The sequence below is a fragment of the Collinsella sp. BM28 genome (assembly GCF_054551995.1).
This window is the reverse complement of sequence record NZ_JBTOLJ010000001.1, coordinates 1,194,454-1,210,968: the sequence shown is the minus strand read 5'-3', so window position 1 is coordinate 1,210,968 and position 16,515 is coordinate 1,194,454. Positions and strand designations below refer to the sequence as shown.

General features: G+C 62.5%; 14 protein-coding genes. All 14 read left to right on the top strand.

Features of this window, described 5'->3' with window-relative positions:
* The first annotated feature begins 5 nt into the window (after window positions 1-5).
* The 14 genes from ftsW (at window position 6) to ACX9NZ_RS05205 (ending at window position 16,507) form a co-directional block, all read left to right on the top strand.
* Window positions 6-1,709 carry a putative lipid II flippase FtsW gene (gene ftsW, locus ACX9NZ_RS05270; RefSeq protein WP_302741538.1) on the top strand — a complete coding sequence of 568 codons (1,704 nt, stop codon included), beginning with the start codon at window positions 6-8 and terminating at the stop codon, window positions 1,707-1,709.
* Entirely contained in the window at window positions 1,699-2,829 is a 1,131-nt protein-coding gene (gene murG, locus ACX9NZ_RS05265) for an undecaprenyldiphospho-muramoylpentapeptide beta-N-acetylglucosaminyltransferase (protein WP_294121798.1), read from the top strand. The genes ftsW and murG overlap by 11 nt, the downstream gene beginning before the upstream one ends.
* Before the next feature lie 253 nt (window positions 2,830-3,082).
* Window positions 3,083-4,507, top strand: a complete 1,425-nt coding sequence (murC, locus tag ACX9NZ_RS05260; RefSeq protein WP_118654159.1) for a UDP-N-acetylmuramate--L-alanine ligase — start codon at window positions 3,083-3,085, stop codon at window positions 4,505-4,507.
* A 3-nt stretch (window positions 4,508-4,510) separates the two neighbouring features.
* On the top strand, window positions 4,511-5,422 hold the full coding sequence (gene murB, locus ACX9NZ_RS05255) for a UDP-N-acetylmuramate dehydrogenase (protein ID WP_407495532.1): 912 nt from the start codon (window positions 4,511-4,513) through the stop codon (window positions 5,420-5,422).
* Entirely contained in the window at window positions 5,379-6,761 is a 1,383-nt protein-coding gene (locus tag ACX9NZ_RS05250) for a cell division protein FtsQ/DivIB (RefSeq protein WP_407495530.1), read from the top strand. Before murB ends, ACX9NZ_RS05250 begins: the two co-directional genes overlap by 44 nt.
* A gap of 260 nt (window positions 6,762-7,021) precedes the next feature.
* The gene (gene ftsZ / locus ACX9NZ_RS05245; RefSeq protein ID WP_118654156.1) at window positions 7,022-8,149 is read left to right on the top strand and encodes a cell division protein FtsZ; all 1,128 of its coding nucleotides are present in this window, start codon (window positions 7,022-7,024) and stop codon (window positions 8,147-8,149) included.
* A gap of 238 nt (window positions 8,150-8,387) precedes the next feature.
* Window positions 8,388-9,215: a polyphenol oxidase family protein gene (locus ACX9NZ_RS05240; RefSeq protein WP_118654155.1), complete on the top strand. Its 828-nt coding sequence runs from the start codon at window positions 8,388-8,390 to the stop codon at window positions 9,213-9,215.
* Between the two features lie 274 nt (window positions 9,216-9,489).
* Complete coding sequence (locus ACX9NZ_RS05235; protein ID WP_118654154.1) at window positions 9,490-10,332, top strand: phosphate signaling complex PhoU family protein; 843 nt, start codon at window positions 9,490-9,492, stop codon at window positions 10,330-10,332.
* Between the two features lie 144 nt (window positions 10,333-10,476).
* Window positions 10,477-11,412 carry a phosphate ABC transporter substrate-binding protein gene (locus ACX9NZ_RS05230; RefSeq protein ID WP_233546222.1) on the top strand — a complete coding sequence of 312 codons (936 nt, stop codon included), beginning with the start codon at window positions 10,477-10,479 and terminating at the stop codon, window positions 11,410-11,412.
* A complete protein-coding gene (gene pstA / locus ACX9NZ_RS05225; protein ID WP_407495526.1) occupies window positions 11,409-13,256 on the top strand; it encodes a phosphate ABC transporter permease PstA in 1,848 nt (615 codons plus the stop codon). Before ACX9NZ_RS05230 ends, pstA begins: the two co-directional genes overlap by 4 nt.
* A 10-nt stretch (window positions 13,257-13,266) precedes the next feature.
* Window positions 13,267-14,070 carry a phosphate ABC transporter ATP-binding protein PstB gene (gene pstB, locus ACX9NZ_RS05220; protein WP_294121813.1) on the top strand — a complete coding sequence of 268 codons (804 nt, stop codon included), beginning with the start codon at window positions 13,267-13,269 and terminating at the stop codon, window positions 14,068-14,070.
* A gap of 76 nt (window positions 14,071-14,146) precedes the next feature.
* The gene (locus ACX9NZ_RS05215) at window positions 14,147-14,983 is read left to right on the top strand and encodes a phosphate signaling complex PhoU family protein (RefSeq protein WP_294121814.1); all 837 of its coding nucleotides are present in this window, start codon (window positions 14,147-14,149) and stop codon (window positions 14,981-14,983) included.
* 6 nt (window positions 14,984-14,989) lie between these two features.
* Window positions 14,990-15,727: a YggS family pyridoxal phosphate-dependent enzyme gene (locus ACX9NZ_RS05210; RefSeq protein WP_294121817.1), complete on the top strand. Its 738-nt coding sequence runs from the start codon at window positions 14,990-14,992 to the stop codon at window positions 15,725-15,727.
* A gap of 39 nt (window positions 15,728-15,766) precedes the next feature.
* Entirely contained in the window at window positions 15,767-16,507 is a 741-nt protein-coding gene (locus ACX9NZ_RS05205) for a cell division protein SepF (protein ID WP_118654149.1), read from the top strand.
* The last annotated feature ends 8 nt before the right edge of the window (window positions 16,508-16,515 follow it).

The window sequence follows — 16,515 nt, the reverse complement described above, 5'->3', positions numbered from 1 at the left end:
GCACCGTGGATGAGCCCAACGTCGTCTCCGGCGTGGCCGACGATGCCAAAAAAGACAAAAGGCCGTTTGGCGCGTTCCGTCGCACGCGCGATGAGCGCTCGGTAACTTCGGGCGGTTCGAGCGCGTCTCAGGCGCGTCCCGGCAAGAGATCTCGCCGTGGTGCCACGGCGACCAGTCATTCCGAGTTGGGGGAGAAGCTGATCGCCGGCGTTCCCGCGCGGATTATGCGTCCCCGCCTCGTGTTCATCTCGTGCCTGATCGCGATCTGCGCCTTCGGGTTGCTGATGGTGTACTCTGCATCGTCTGTCGAAGCCCTCAAGGAGGAGGGAAGCTCCTGGCACTACGTCTTTCGCCAGGCCATCTTTATGGTCATCGGGTTCAGTGCGTTCGCGGTTATCGGCACGCGCAAGATCATTCCCTGGCAGGCGTTTCGCACTCGTTTCGTGACGAGCGTGTGGTGGGCAGTCGTCGCGCTGCTCGTCATTGTGTTGGCGGTCGGTGCCGGTGGCGAGACGTGGGGCGCCTCTCGTTGGATTCCACTGGGCTTCTTCAACTTGCAGCCCGCCGAGCTCGCCAAGCCCGCGGTCATCGTCTACGCGGCAAACATCCTCGCCGCGTATTACGACGATGGCACCCTCGACACCTCGTCGTTCTTGTTTTACCTGCTGCTTTGCGTGGGTGTGCCCGCGGTGCTCATCTTTGCCGAGCCCGACCTGGGAACCACGATCATCATTGTGGCGACGGTCTTTGCCATGGCCTACATCTGCGGCATTTCATACCGCCTGATCGCCGGCGCATTCGTGCTGATGGTCTTGGCGGGTATCATTCTGGCCGTCGCATCGCCCTACCGTTTCGCCCGCCTCCTCGTCTTCCTCGACCCGTGGAGCGACCCGTACGGCGACGGCTTCCAGGCGACGGTCGCCATCATGGCATTCGCCTCGGGCGGTCCGTTCGGTCGCGGCATCGGTAACGCGACCATGAAATATTACTATCTGCCCGAAGCCCACAACGACTATATCCTTGCGATTATTGGTGAGGAACTCGGTTTTGTTGGCATGGCCATCTTCGTCGCCGTGTTCCTTGCCATGATCGCCGCGGGGTTCTACATCGCGCGCCGCTCGCCGACCCTCCATGGCCAGTTGGTCGCTGCGGGCTGTTCGTTTGTCTTGCTCATCCAGTTCATCATCAACTCGTTTGGCATCTTGGGCCTTTTGCCGATGACGGGTAAACCGCTTCCGTTCGTCAGCTACGGCGGTTCTTCGGTGCTCACGTCGCTCATACTTGCGGGATTCATCTTCCGCGTCTCGGTCGAAAGCAACGTCCAAACCTCTGCCGACCGCCGTCGCGCAAGCTTCCATGTTATGGCTGCGGGTAACGTGGAGGAGGATTCCGGTGTGGGCGATCCTATGCCGCGCGGTCGTGGCGGATTGCGCGTATACGAAGGGGGCGCCCCATCTTTGCCCGATCGTCCGCGCGGTCCGCGTCCGCGTGGCGCGCGGAATGTCCGCGCATCGGAGCGGATGCCGCGCCCAGGTGGGTATCAGCGCGTGGATTTGGGCGGCGGTGCCTCCGAACGACTCCGTTCGCGTGACGCACGGCCTCGGGTGGATTATGGTGGTATCGCAGGCAACCCTCGCCCGCGCCGTTCCGGTGAGTCTGGTCGCGGTGATGGTAGAGGGCGAACGGGGAGGAGCCGTTATGACCGATAGCAGGCATTTGGTGGTCGCCATCGCCGCAGGTGGCACCGCAGGCCATGTGAATCCCGCCTTGGCACTCGCGGATGAATTGCGCTCCCGTGGGCACGAGGTTCACTTTTTTGGCGAGACGCGTCGTTTGGAGGGCTCACTTGTGCCCCAGGCGGGCTTCCCGTTCCACCCCGTTCACGTGACAGGCTTCGATCGACAGCGTCCGTGGACGCTCGTCACGGCCCTTATGCATCTAGCGCGTGAGGAGCACCGCTTGGTGGGCGAGTTTCAGTCTGGCTCCCTGCTCATGCCGGATGTTGCGATCGGTTTTGGGGCATATCTCGAGTTGCCGCTCGTGCGCGCCGCGGCTAAGCTCGGCATTCCCGTTGCCCTGCACGAGCAGAACTCCGTTCCCGGTCTTGCCAACAAGCGCTCCGCCAAGCTCGCGCGGCTCATCGCAACCGGTCAGCCGAGCGTGGGGGACATCCTTCGCGAGCATGCCGGCTCTGCCACGCGCATCGTGTTCACCGGCAATCCTGTACGCCGCAGCGTGCTTGACGGCGACCGCGCACGTGGCCGCGCCGCTCTTGGAATCGATGAAGACGCGACGGTGTTGTTGGTCTTTGGCGGGTCCCTGGGAGCCAAGCACCTCAATGAGCGGCTCGCGGAACTCAAAGGCGCACTGCTCGCGATCGAGGGCCTGCATGTGGTTCAGTCGACGGGCAAGGGTGGCTACGATGACGCCGTCGCGGCCCTCGATCTGAGTGGCGACGAGGGCGCACGCTGGCAGGTCCGATCCTATATCGACGACATGGGCGATGTCCTCGCCGCCGCCGACCTTGTCTTGTCCCGCGCCGGCGCATCCTCAGTGGCCGAGATCGCCGCCCTCGCGGTGCCCTCTATCCTCGTTCCGTACCCCTTTGCCACGGCCGACCATCAAACCACCAACGCCCGCTTGCTTTCCGACGCCGGTGCCGCTGTGGTCTTTGCGGATGCGGACATCGATGGCGATTCTTTCCGCGAAGAGCTGCTCACCTTGTTGCACGACCCCGCCCGCCGCTCCGCGATGCATGACGCCGCCTGCGGCCTAGCCCAAGATAAAGCCGCCCAAGTCCTAGCCGACGAGCTAGAAGCCCTCGTGTAAGGGGGCCCATCGACAGAGTCCCCGCAGCCCCTCTCCTGCGGACATCGTCCCGCGCGCAGTTCGCGAAGCGCTGTTTGAGCACGGGATGATGTCCGCAGGGGAGGGGCGATGGGATCCGAGGCAATGGATGTGCCCGCCGCGAAGCGCTGTTTGAGCACGGGATGATATGCCGTGGGGCGGGGCGATGGGACCCGAGGCAATGCGAATGGCGTATACTAGATTAGTTTACGTATGCGATCATGCGAGGAGAGTCATGTCGACCATTGCAGTTCCCGAGGCGACGACCGCCCCGACGTTCAAGAGCGCTCACTTTATCGGCGTCGGCGGTGCCGGCATGAGCGGCATTGCCTTGGTTCTCCATGAGCGTGGTTTCACCGTCACGGGTTCCGACCTCAAGACCTCCCGCTATGTCCGTCAGCTCACGCGCTCTGGCGTCAACGTCCATGTGGGGCATAAAGCCGCCACGATCGATGAGGTCAAGCCCGATGTCGTGGTGGTTTCCACGGCGATCCCCGAGACTAATCCGGAGCTCATGCGCGCGCGTGAGCTCGGTATTCCCGTTTGGCACCGCGCCAAGATGCTTTCTGCCCTCGGGTATGGCCGCACGACGGTCGCCGCTGCTGGTACGCACGGCAAGACGACGACCTCTTCTATGGTTGCGACTATGCTCGACCGCATGGGGCTCGACCCGAGCTTTTTGATCGGCGGTGTCGTTGAGGGCTATGGAACCAACGGCAAGAACGGCGATGGGGAGTACTTCGTCGTCGAGGCGGATGAGTCGGACAGCTCCTTCCTCTACCTCGATCCTCATGTTGTCATCGTGACCAACGTCGAGGCCGACCACATGGACCACTATGGCTCGCTCGCCGAGATCGAAGACACGTTCTGCGCGTTTATGCGTTTGGTGGACGAGGACGGCGCGGTCATCGTCTGTGGTGAGGATCCGCGCCTCGTCGAGCTCGCCCGTTCGACTGGTCGTTCGGTGTTCACCTATGGTGAAGGCGAGGGTTTCGACGCCGTCTGCACGCCGAGGGCTTCCAGCCATACCTTCGGTACCGATTTTACGGTCGCTCTTCCCGATGGGGCTGTTCGCTCCGTCTCCATTAAAAACAATCCCGGTCGTCATAACATGCTGAACGCCACTGCCGCCCTTGTTGCGGCCTATGTGCTCGGCCTCGATACACAGGAGGCCGCGACGGCCCTCTCCACGTTCGAGGGTGCCCGCCGCCGTTTCTCGCACGTGGGTGAGACCCGCGGCGTCATGCTCGTGGATGACTACGGCCATCACCCGACCGAAGTGAAGGCGACGCTTCATGCTGCCAAGTCTTTGGACTTCCAGCACGTTATCGTCGTGTTCCAGCCGCACCGCTATTCGCGTCTCCAGGCGCTGTGCGACGACTTCGTCGACGCGTTTGCAGATGCGGATACCGTTGTGCTCGTAGATGTCTTCCCGGCGGGCGAGATGCCCATCCCCGGCGTGACGAGCAAGATGCTCGCTGATAAGATTCGCGCCGCCCACCCCGACAAACAGGTGCGCTACGCGTCCGACCATCAGTCCCTCATGGCCTGTTTGGATGAGGTCGCGCAGGCGGGCGATCTGCTCATCACCATGGGTGCGGGCGACGTCACCGCCGTCGGCCCCGATTATCTCGAGTATGTCGCGAGCAAGGATCAATAGTCGATGGGTGTGTTCAACGCCGTCATGTCGCTCTCGGGCACGATCGACACGGACATTATCGAGCAGGAGAAGCTCGCCCGTCACACGAGCTATCGCATTGGCGGCAAGGCCGATCTGTTCGTGACCTGCCATAGCTATCATTCCCTGCGCCGCACCATCGAGGTACTCGCCCGCGAGCGGGTGCCATGGGTCATTATCGGAAAGGGCTCCAACCTGCTCGTCGCCGATGAGGGCTATCGTGGGGCGGTCATCACGCTCGGCAGCGAATTCTCCCGCTTCGTGCTGGGTGAGGATGGTCGAACCATCACCGTCGGTGCTGGGGCTATCTTCGCGCGCCTGGTGAACGAAGCCCTTTCCAAGGAGCTCGCGGGCCTTGAGTTCGCGGTGGGCATTCCGGGAACCGTGGGAGGCGCGATTTCCATGAACGCCGGCTCGCGAACCGAGTGGATTGGAACGCTTGTTCAAGATGTCATGACGTATAAGCCGGGCGAGGGGATGCGTCATTACGGGCACGACGACATCGCCTGGGGGTATCGCGAGTGCGGAATTCCGCGCGATGAGATCATCCTCGAGGCGACACTTGAACTCATGCCGGGCTTGAAAGATGAGATTCGCGCTCGCATGGAGCGCGCCCTAACGCGTCGCCGTCGTACGCAGCCGCTCGGCGTCCCGTCCTGCGGCTCGGTGTTCCGCAACCCCCCCGATCGCGCCGTGGGCGCCATGATCGAGGAATGCGGATTAAAGGGTTTTTCGCAGGGCGGGGCGGAAGTCTCGTCCGTTCACGCTAACTTTATCGTGAACAAGGGAACCGCTTCCGCGGCAGATGTCTCCGCGGTCATACGGCACGTGCACAAGACGGTAAGGGAGAGGTATGGCGTCGAGCTACAACCAGAAGTCAAATTCCTCGGCTTCTAGGGCTCCCAAGCCTACCTACCGTCGTGCCGCGGCAGCCAAGAAGGCCCCGCCTTCCAGGAAGTCGTCGTCGGCCCCTCAACCCGCTCCCGTCTCGAGGGGTGCGGCGAAGCCCAGGCCCGTCTCTGCGCGCTCGCAGATTGCCCGACCTGCGTCTGCCATGGGCGTCTCGAAGGCAAAGCGCCCTGTCCCCACCAAGCGTGGCGTGGTTCCCGGCAAGAGCGCCAAGGCTTCTGCCCGGCAAAGGCAATTGCCCCATGGCACGCGCCCCGTCGCTTCCCCTGCGGCGGTTCGAGCTGCCGAGAAAAAAACTTCCACCGCTCATGTTTCGTCTTTGACATCCGGCAAGAAGACGGCCGCAAAGATCGTCGTGCCCGGGGTCAAGCGCGCGAGTATGCCCGCTGCTGGTAAGCCCAGCTCGAAAAAAACGGGTGTCGTCCGCGTCCTGCGTCCCCTCATGGGGGCCTTCGCGGCAATCGGGGGCTTTTTTACCGCGCTCGCTTCAAAACTCAACATCCGCAAACCGAGTCGAGGCGTGCTCATCGCTGGCGTGGGCGGACTTGCCGCCGTGGCACTTGCCGTCGTCGTCATTGCGAACTCTGCGCTCTTTGAGGCCTCCGATATTCAAGTGCGGGGTAGCGATCACGTTGAGCAACAGACGGTGCAGGCTCTTGTCGATATTCCCGAGGGGACGACCCTGCTCAACGTCGACGAGAAGGCTATTCTCGAGCAGCTCCAGGCGAGCCCGTGGATCAAGGGCGTTCAGATTGAACGCTCCTGGCCGCATGCGCTCGTCATCACGCCTGTGGAACGCCAACTGAAGGCCATCGCGTATATCACCGCGGACGAGATCGCCTGGGCGATCGGCGATGACGGTACTTGGATTGCTCCCGTGACCCTTCTGGTCGCCGTCGATGCGGAGGGCAACGAAGTGGAGGTGGGCGAAGATGGGTCTGTGCCCGAGGGTGCCACCCTGCTGTCCTCCCAGGAGGCCGCGTTGAGGGTCGCACAAGATTCCGGCGCCCTTCTTTTGACCGATGTGCCCAGCGATATCTCCCCCAAAAGCGGCGAGCCGGTGAATTCGGACGTGGTTTTGGCGGGACTTGAATACGCAAACGGCTTTTCCTCGGAGTTCGTGGCGCAGATCAAGAGTTTGTCGGTCTCGTCGGTGGAGGCAATTTCGGCATATCTGATCTCCGGCGTTGAGGTCTCGCTCGGCGCGCCGGACAATATCACCGAGAAGGAGCGCGTGGTCACCAAGCTGCTGTCCCAAGAGACGGGTGTGTCGTTCATCAACGTCCGTGAGCCTGGCGCCTACACGTTCCGTAGCGCTCCACAATAGGCTGCCGATGAGGGTTGACTGGTAATGCTCACGAGGTCTGGCGCGTTTCTGACGCGCGCCATTTTTGCGCTCGCCGAACGGTCTTTGGGAATACCAGCGGAAATGCCGTATACTTCACAATATGCGCAGGTCGGTTTGACTTGAGAGCCTACTTTGTGCAAACATAGCACGGTTTACCTTGACTTTTAATCTCTAGTTGAGGGTTAACGTCGTGACGTTTCGCCTAAGGGCTAGCAACATAGCGTTCGAAAGGACCGCACATGCACGAGAACGAGATCAACAACTACCTTGCTGTCATCAAGGTCGTCGGCGTGGGCGGTGGCGGCACGAACGCCGTGAACCGCATGATCGAGGAGGGCATCCGCGGCGTTGAGTTCGTCGCCATCAACACGGACGCTCAGGCCCTGGCCATTTCCGATGCCGACATCAAGGTTCACATCGGCACCGACATCACCCGCGGTCTAGGCGCGGGCGCCAACCCCGAGGTCGGTCGTAAGGCCGCCGAGGAGAGTCGTGACGACATCGCCGAGGCGCTTGCCGGAGCCGACATGGTCTTCATCACCTGCGGTGAGGGTGGTGGCACCGGTACGGGCGCTGCCCCCATCGTGGCCGACATCGCGATGAACGACGTGGGCGCCCTGACCGTCGCCGTCGTGACCAAGCCCTTCACCTTTGAGGGCCGCAAGCGCAAGAATTCCGCCGAGGAGGGCATCAAGACCCTCGCCGAATCCGTCGACACCATGATCGTCATCCCGAACGACCGCCTGCTCGACATCGCCGAGAAGAAGACCACCATGCTCGAGGCCTTCACCACGGCCGACGGCGTCCTGTCCCAGGGCACCCAGGGAATCACCGACCTCATCACCGTCCCCGGCGTCATCAACCTCGACTTCGCCGACGTCAAGACCATCATGAAGCAGGCCGGCACCGCCATGATGGGCATCGGCGTCGCCTCCGGCGACACCCGCGCCGTCGATGCCGCGCAGCAGGCGATCTCCAGCCCGCTGCTCGAGAGCTCCGTCGACGGCGCGACGCGCGTCCTGCTCTCCATCGCCGGCTCCAAGGACCTCGGCATCCAGGAGATCAACGACGCGGCCGACCTCGTCGCCAACGCCGTCGACCCGGATGCCAACATCATCTTCGGTACCGTTGTGGACGAGTCCCTGGGCGATCAGGTTCGCATCACGGTAATCGCCACTGGTTTCTCTGATTCCAACGTGAACCGCCAGGACGAGCTCTTCGCTGCTTCCAAGGCTCCCCGTTCCGAGCGTTCCTCTGAGCCTGCCGCTGCTCCTGCGGCAACGCGCAACATCGGCGGCACTGAGCTTCCGAATTTCGGCAACGATCAGTTCGAGCTTCCCGACTTCCTCAAGCGCGGCAACTTCTAATTCGTCCACGTGACTTGTCGGAGGGGTCCGGCACTTGCCACGCAAACGTCCTCGCCGTCGAGCTTTGCTCAACGGCTGCGGAATGTTTGCTTAGGCAAGTGCCGGACCCCTCCTTGCGTTAACGTGGTAGAGAATTTGAAGGTGCCGAAAGCTCGGAGGCTTCGCGGCTCTCACGCGTAAGGTGGGGCGGCGGGGCGGCTTGCTGGAACTTGTGTTTGACGAGATGGGGGATATCGCTATGGAACGCGTTGTGGTTGATGGGGTGGCGCTTGTCGGTGGGTGCGACGGCGGGGTGCGATTCGGCTTCACGGAGCGCACGGGCGGCGTGTCCGAGGCTCCGTACACCTCGCTGAACCTCGGGTCCCACGTGGGAGACGATCTCGAAGCCGTTCTGGAGAACCGGCGGCGCGCGCTTCATGCGCTGTGTAAAGCCGCGCCTTTCGGCGGCCGCCCGGGCGCGTGGGCGGCCGAGGGCTTTGACGGTCTGCTCGACCGTCTCCTTGTTCCCAACCAAGTCCACGGCGACCATGTCGCCGTGGTGCGCGATTCGGACCCCACCTCCCTGGCTTCTGTGCGGACCGAAATCGCCGCGGGCGCCGATGCGATCGTCTGCGTGGCCCCCGGTACGCCGGTGATGCTCTGTTTTGCCGATTGCGTGCCGGTCGTCCTTACGGCTCCATCCGGATTCGCCGTGATCCACTCCGGCTGGAAGGGGACGATCGCGCGCATCGCCGCCAAGGCGTCCCGTGCTCTCGCGGACGAGGCCGTCTGCGCGCCCGAGGACATACGGGCCTATATCGGGCCGCACATCCAAGGCGATGAGTACGAGGTGTCCGATGAGCTCATCGGGCGATTCGATGAAGAGTTCGGCTGGCACGGCTCCGGTGTGACGCGCCTGCTCGACCTGTCGCGCGCCATCCGGCAGGCGCTCGTCGAGGCCGGCGTCCCCGCGTCGAGCATTTGGGACCAGGGCCTGTCCACCGTTCGCGATAACGACCGCTTCTTCTCATATCGAGCCGAGGGCGGGACGTGCGGGCGGCACGCCGCTGTCGCGGTGATCGCCTAGCCGGGAGCCTTGGGTTGGCCAGCGCTCTCGTTAGACGCCGTTGTATGTGTGTTTCTGGCAGGATGCTCGGAGTCGAAGCCGAAGGAGGGTAACAATGTCGAAAAGCGGCGCGATTTGAAGCCTAGTTTTCGACGTTGTTACCATCTGGATCGATGATGGTCAACGGCCTCCCTTAGGGCAGCCCTTTCATTTCCCTGACATTGCGTTTACGCGAGGCGTGCGGGGCCGACGTTAGACTTGCCTGGTATAAAACCACACGTCGCGAAGGACCCCCATGCGCAAACTGTTTTCCCGCCAGCTCATCGAGGCACGTCACGAGATGCTCTCCATCTACGAGGCGGTCGACCTTTCCCTGCACGATGCCGTGAACGCGTTTATCGCCAACGATAAGGATCTTGGCAAGAAGGCTCAGCGGGCCGCCGATCACGTCGATGCGCGCAGTGCCAACCTCGAAGCGGTCTGCTACAACCTCATTGCCACGCAGTCACCGGTCGCCTCGGACTTCCGCTTGCTGCAGACAATCATCTACGTGAACTTCAACCTCCAGCGCATGAGCGACAAGGTCCGCCGTATCGCACGTGCCGCGCGTCACAAGGTCGCTCAGGAAATTGAGCTTCCCGCCGAACTCGTTGACCTTATCGAACGTGAGGCGGAGAGCGTGTATCGCGTGCTCGGCGCATCGGTGTCCGCCCTGGTGAACAACGATTTGGGGATCGTGCTCGATCTCTCCAACCAGGACGAGGCGGTTCACGAGATCTACGAGCAGTTCTTCCGCACCTTCAACCGTATGAACGCCGAGGACATGGCAGATGATTCATCGCTCGACGACCTGCGCCGTGTCATCATGGTGTCGCGCTACCTCGATCGCATCGCCGCCATCTCCATCGACGCCGCGTTCCGTTTGACGTTCCTGCTCACGGGCCAGCGCCTGTGCGCCGATGACCTCGCCGATGCCGATGAGGATGAGCTGGAGAGCATGCGCGTTCCCGCGGGTGAGGGCGTGACGCTCGATCCCGCTCGTGACGCGCGCTACGTCGCCGCCCTTGCGCCCGACGAGGTGGGCGAGGCGCTCGCGTCGCTTATCGAAGACGGCGCCGATACCGAACAGACGGAATAGTCGCGCCCAAAGGGTGTTTATAGGGGCTTGGGCTCGTCGAGCACTTGCGCAGGTACAACATTTGATACCATATCGGGATGTGGCGCGGGTGTAGGGTGCACCCGCGTGCCTGCGTCAATCGCTCGAAGAGATCGGAGTCCCTCCGTGCGACGTATTCCCTCCGCCCAGTTCTGCAATGCGCGTGCAGCGACATCTTTCGCAGATCGAGGGCAAGAAGGTTCGGTTCCGCTCAAGCGCCGCCGCATCCCGCTGTTTCTCGCGACAGCGGTTGTGTCCCTGTCGACTATGGCGGCCCTGTCCGCCTGCAGCTCGGAGGGTGCGACGGAATCCATTACCGTGGCCGGCTCTACGACCTGCCTGCCCATCGCCGAACAAGCCGCTGAGCTCTTTAAGGAAGAGGCCGGCATCGGCGTGCTCGTGAGCGGTCTTGGGTCCTCTGCCGGCATCGAGGCCGTCTCGACCGGTACCGCCGAGATTGCGACGTCCTCGCGCGGGCTCAATGCCGAGGAGTCCAAGCTCGGCCTCACCACGGTGCCGGTGGCCCATGACGGCATCGCGGTGATTGTGAACACGGAGAATCCCGTGCATGACCTCACGATTGAGCAGCTGCGTGGCATCTATTCGGGCCAAATCACCAATTGGAGCGAGGTCGGTGGCGAGGATCTGACGATTCAGCTCGTCAACCGCGATGAGGCCTCCGGCACCCGCGAGGCGTTCAAATCGATCGTCATGGACGGCTCCGCTTTCGACCGTCGCGCCGCCGTGCTCTCCGGCACGGGCCAGGTGCGCGATGTCGTGAGTCGTTCCCGCGGTGCCATCGGCTATATTTCCATGGGCTTCGTCGAGTCCAAGTACGCTCAAACGAGCGTGCGCGCCATGAGCGTCAACGGCGTTGCTCCGTCCGAGGGGACCATCGCCACGGGCGAGTACCCCATCTCACGCGATTTGTACTTCTTCACGAAAGGCGAACCGACGGGCGCCGCTGCGGAGTACATCGAGTACGTCCTCTCCGACGAGATGGATGAGCAGATCCGCGAGGCCGGCTTCATTCCGGTCGAAACGAGTGGGGAGGGAGCATGAGCCAAATGACCGAGCAGAACGCTCCGCGCAAGCGTGACTTGGCGCTCGTCTCGCGCAGCACCTATCTTAAGGAGAAGGCGCTGCAATACCTGTTTTTCGGCTGCGCGTTCCTGGCCGTCGTCACGGTCGTGCTCATCTTCGCGTTCACGATGATGCAGGCCGTCCCCGTGTTCACCGATATCGGCCTGGCGAACTTCTTCAGCTTCACCTGGGCGCCCACTGAAGGACACTATGGCATCCTGTCGCTCGCTGCCGGCACGGCGCTCGTGACGGTCGGCGCACTCGTCCTGGGCGTTCCGCTCGGCGTGGGAACCGCCGTGTACCTCACCGAGATCGCATCTGCTCGCGTGCGCGCCCTCATCAGCCCTGCCGTCGATCTGCTTGCGGGCATCCCGTCGATTATTTACGGCTTCTTCGGTATGGTCATCATCCGCCCCTTCGTCGCCGATCTCACGGGCGGTTTGGGCTTCGGCGCGCTCACCGCGTGGTTCGTGCTCGCCATCATGATCGTCCCCACGATCACCACGCTCACCATCGACGCGCTTAATTCCATACCCATGGGTATCCGCGAGGCGAGTTTCGCGATGGGGGCCACCAAATGGCAGACCATCTACAAGGTCGTGCTTCCTGCCGCGAAATTCGGCATCGTCGACGCCGTCGTGCTCGGTATGGGTCGCGCCATCGGCGAGACCATGGCCGTCCTCATGGTCGTGGGTAATGCCCCGGTCATCCCCGAGTCTATCTCGAGTCCGGTCTCCACGCTCACGAGCCAGATCGCGCTCGACATGAGCTATTCCTCCGGTCTGCACCGCACTGCCCTGTTCGGCATGGGCGTGGTGCTCTTTATCGTATCGGCCGCGCTTGTGGGCATCGTTCGCCTGCTTTCCAAGATGAGGAAGGGGCAGGCCATGTCCCAAGCACAAGACGCCTCCAAGGTCCCCAACGCCGCTCCTGAGGCGGTTGTCCAGGCCGAGTCCTCCGCCCAGCGCATCAAGCGCGCGCTCGCTTCTGGTAAGAAGGAACGCATCTCCAAGAACACGAGCAACAAGATTATGCTCGGTGTGTTTCGCGTCGCTGCGGCCATCACCACGCTCGTGCTCGTTGCCATCATCGCCTACGTGGTGGTCAACGGCCTCCCGCATATCTCACTCGACTTCATCTTTGGGTGGCCCGAGGGCGTCAATGCCGAAGGCGGCATCTGGCCCACGATCGTGTCGACCGTCTACGTGACCGCCCTGGCGATGCTCATCTGCACACCCATCGCCGTGCTCGCGGCCGTTTACCTCGCCGAGTACGCCAAGCAGGGTCGTCTGGTCAACATTATCCGCTACGCAGCCGATACGCTCGCCTCAGTGCCCTCAATCGTCATGGGCCTGTTCGGCTACGCGTTGTTCGTCGAGGCGATGGGCTTTGGCTTGTCCATGATCTCGGCCGCCCTGGCCCTCGCGCTGCTCATGCTGCCCATCATCATGCGCACCACCGAGGAGGCCATCCGCGCCGTGCCCCGCTACATCCGCTGGGGCGCCTACGGCCTGGGCGCCACCAAGTGGCAGGTCGTGAGCAAGATCGTCCTGCCCTCGGCGTTCGGTCGCATCGCCACGGGCATCGTGCTCGGCATCGGTCGTGCCATCGGCGAGACGGCCGTGGTGCTTTATACGATGGGACAGGCCATCAACATGCCCATCACGCCCCTCGACTCCGGCCGCCCCATGACGGTCCATCTGTACCTGCTGGCGAATGACGGCATCAACATGAATGCGGCGTACGGCACCGCCCTGCTGCTCATGGCCATCATTCTCGCTTTCAACCTGTTCGCCCGCTGGCTTTCCCGCAAGAGCAAGTAAGGAGCTCCACGTGACCGTCTACCGTAACGCGCCCGAGGCGGCGCAGAGCGCCATCACCGTCAAGGAATTCAACTTTTGGTATGGCGACTTCCATGCGCTCACCGACGTGAACCTGAATATCGCCAAGAACAAGATCACCGCTTTCATTGGACCCTCTGGTTGTGGTAAATCCACGTTCCTGCGCTGCATGAACCGTATGAATGACCTTATCGAGGGCACGCGCAACGAGGGCACGATGGAGCTCGACGGCTCCAACATCTACGCGGAGGGCGTCGACCCCGTTGACCTGCGTCGCCGTGTGGGCATGATCTTCCAGCAGCCCAATCCCTTCCCTAAGTCGATCTACGAGAACGTCGCGTTCGGCCCGCGCCTGCAGGGCGTCACGAGCAAGAGCGATCTGGATGACATCGTCGAGGAGTCCCTCAAGCGTGCCAACCTCTGGAAGGAGGTCTCCAACCAGCTGTCTAAAGACGGTCTGGCCCTCTCGGGCGGTCAGCAGCAGCGTCTTTGCATTGCCCGCGTGCTCGCGGTGCAGCCCGACGTACTGCTCATGGACGAGCCTTGTTCCGCCATCGACCCCACGAGTGTGCAGAAGGTCGAGGACCTCATGGCCGAGCTCGCGCCCGAGATGACGATCATCATCGTCACCCACAACATGCAGCAGGCCGCGCGTATCTCCGACCACACCGCGTTCTTCCTGCAGGAGGTTGCAGGGGAGCCCGCGACGCTCATCGAATACGGCGAGACCGACGCCATTTTCACCACTCCCATGGATAAGCGCACCGAGGATTACATCACCGGTCGTTTTGGGTAACCTGCATCATGATGTGCGATTGGGGGGTCAGGCCCCTTTTCACACATTTCTACCACCTGCCCGTTAGGAGGCGCACATGCGCAAATTGTTTTCAAGCCAGCTCATCGAGGCGCGCCACGAGATGCTTTCCATTTTCGAGTCGATCGACCTCACGCTTCACGATGCCGTCACCGCGTTCGTGACCGACGACATGGAGCTCGCGCGCCGCGCCAAGAAGAAGACGTACAAGATCGACGCCCGTTGCGCCAACCTCGAGGCCGTCTGCTACAACCTCATCGCCACGCAGTCGCCGGTCGCCTCAGATTTCCGTCTGCTGCAGACCATCATCTACATCGACTTCAACCTCCAGCGCATGAGCGACAAGGTCCGTCGTATCGCGCGTGCCGCCAAGCGCAAGGTGAACAACGACATCGAGTTCCCCGCCGAGATGGTTGCCCTCATCGAGCAGGAGGCGGCGAGCGTCTACCAGGTTCTCGGCTCAACCGCCGCGGCACTCGTGAATAACGATCTCGCCGCGGTGCTCGCCCTCTCGGAGGAGGACGAGGCCGTGCACGGTGCGTATCAGGAGTTCTTCCGTGTCTTTAACCGCACTGAGACGATGGAAGTGGCCGATGACGCCCAGATGGACGACTTCCGTCGTACCGTCATGGTCTCGCGCTACCTGGACCGCATCGCCAACATTTCCATGGAATCCGCCTATCGCCTCGTGTTCCTGCTCACCGGTCAGCGTTGGGGCGCCGACGACATCGCCGATGCGGATGAGGAGGAGTTGGAGAGCATGCGCATCCCCTCGGGCGAGGGCGTGACGCTCGACCCCGTGAGTGATGCGCGTTACGTCTCCGCCCTTGCGCCCGACGAGGTTGGTTCCGAGCTCGCGGCCCTCATTGCCCGCGTCGGGACGGATGGCGAGTAACCGACCATGAATGCTTCGTACGCAAATGATATCGTTGAGCGTCGTGCGGAGATCCTCGCGCGTATGGATGCGGCACTGGCAGTGAGCGGCCGTACGTCCGGTGACGCGACCCTCGTGGCGGTGTCGAAGACGGTTGGGGTGGGGGAGGTTCTCGCTGCGATCGACGCCGGGTATCGCGTGTTCGGAGAGAACCGACCGCAGGAACTCAATCGCAAGCTCGAAGGACTCTCGGCTGTTCACGACCTGCCCGACGTGCGCTTCGATATGATCGGGAATCTTCAGACGAATAAGATTAATGCCGTACTTGGGCGTGTCGGCCTCGTCCACTCCATCGGCTCGCTGCACCTCGCATGCGCCGTTGCATCGCGTGTGGAGCGTCGCATGGAGACTGGCGAACTCGACGTACCGCAAGACGTCCTTATCGAGGTGAACGTGAGCGGCGAGGAGACAAAGGGGGGATTTTCTCCTGCGGATCTTCGCCGTGAGTTCAACGAACTGCAGGGTCTTTGTGGAATCCGCATCAAGGGGCTTATGACCATGGCTCCCCGTGGGGATAAAGATACGGCTCGTGCGTGTTTTGCCGGCTTGCGCGAGTTGCGTGACGAGCTTTCGCGGGAGAGCGGCCTGCCGCTTTCGGAACTTTCGTGCGGTATGAGCGAGGACTTCGAGGTGGCGCTTGAGGAGGGTTCCACCATCGTTCGACTCGGGCGTGTGGTCTTTGACCCATCCTTTGCAGTAAGATAGGCGGGTACGCCCATACAAGGCGCGAAGAGAGGTAGAGACGTGAGCTTTTTCGATGATATCAAGAGCCGTTTTGGCGCAGGGCGCGGTAGCGCCTCGGAGCCGTACGGCGATGATCAGTATGACGATTACTATGGCGAAGACGGCGATGCCGGTTACGAGGATTACCCGGCGGGATACGGACAGCCCGCACAGGATACCTACCGCGGTTACGAGCCCTCGGATTCCGGGAACGGCATGCTCGGTCAGACGCGCCGTGGCGAGGCGGAGTCCGTTGCCGTGTACACACGTTCCGGCCAGCTGGTCGGCGAGGCGGATCGTCATGCCAGCTCCTATGGCGCCCCCACGGCAACCGGCCGCGATGGTGCCTATCGCCCGGGCGCCTATGACACGCCCTCCAGTTATGCCCAGGCGCAGTCGCAGCGCGCCGCGATGAGCTCCGTGCCGACTCCCGCCGCTCCAACGTCCACCGAAGCCCGTGTAAGCGCCGTGCTCGAAGGCACGCCTCAGCTCCCCGCGTACGTTCTGCGTCCCGAAAGCTACGATGATGTCGAGACCGTCGTTCGCCGCGTCCGCACGCGTCAGCCCGTCGCGCTCGTGTTCGCGGGTGTGCGCACCGAGGTCGCCAAGCGCGTCCTCGACTTCAGCTACGGCTTCGCCTGTGGATCTGGAGCGAGCGTTCGCGAGGTGGGCGACCGTGTATTCATTGTTTTGCCGCAGGGCTGCGAGGTCAAACAGACCGATCTCGCCAACCTCCGCAAAGATGGCTATCTTAAGCAGTAGGAGCCGCC

Coding starts and splice junctions, on each gene's coding strand:
- ACX9NZ_RS05250 (WP_407495530.1), top strand. CDS start 5,379: ATGGCGTCGAGCTACAACCAGAAGTCAAATTCCTCGGCTTCTAGGGCT.
- pstA (WP_407495526.1), top strand. CDS start 11,409: ATGAGCCAAATGACCGAGCAGAACGCTCCGCGCAAGCGTGACTTGGCG.
- ftsZ (WP_118654156.1), top strand. CDS start 7,022: ATGCACGAGAACGAGATCAACAACTACCTTGCTGTCATCAAGGTCGTC.
- ACX9NZ_RS05235 (WP_118654154.1), top strand. CDS start 9,490: ATGCGCAAACTGTTTTCCCGCCAGCTCATCGAGGCACGTCACGAGATG.
- ACX9NZ_RS05240 (WP_118654155.1), top strand. CDS start 8,388: ATGGAACGCGTTGTGGTTGATGGGGTGGCGCTTGTCGGTGGGTGCGAC.
- murC (WP_118654159.1), top strand. CDS start 3,083: ATGTCGACCATTGCAGTTCCCGAGGCGACGACCGCCCCGACGTTCAAG.
- murG (WP_294121798.1), top strand. CDS start 1,699: ATGACCGATAGCAGGCATTTGGTGGTCGCCATCGCCGCAGGTGGCACC.
- ACX9NZ_RS05215 (WP_294121814.1), top strand. CDS start 14,147: ATGCGCAAATTGTTTTCAAGCCAGCTCATCGAGGCGCGCCACGAGATG.
- ACX9NZ_RS05210 (WP_294121817.1), top strand. CDS start 14,990: ATGAATGCTTCGTACGCAAATGATATCGTTGAGCGTCGTGCGGAGATC.
- murB (WP_407495532.1), top strand. CDS start 4,511: ATGGGTGTGTTCAACGCCGTCATGTCGCTCTCGGGCACGATCGACACG.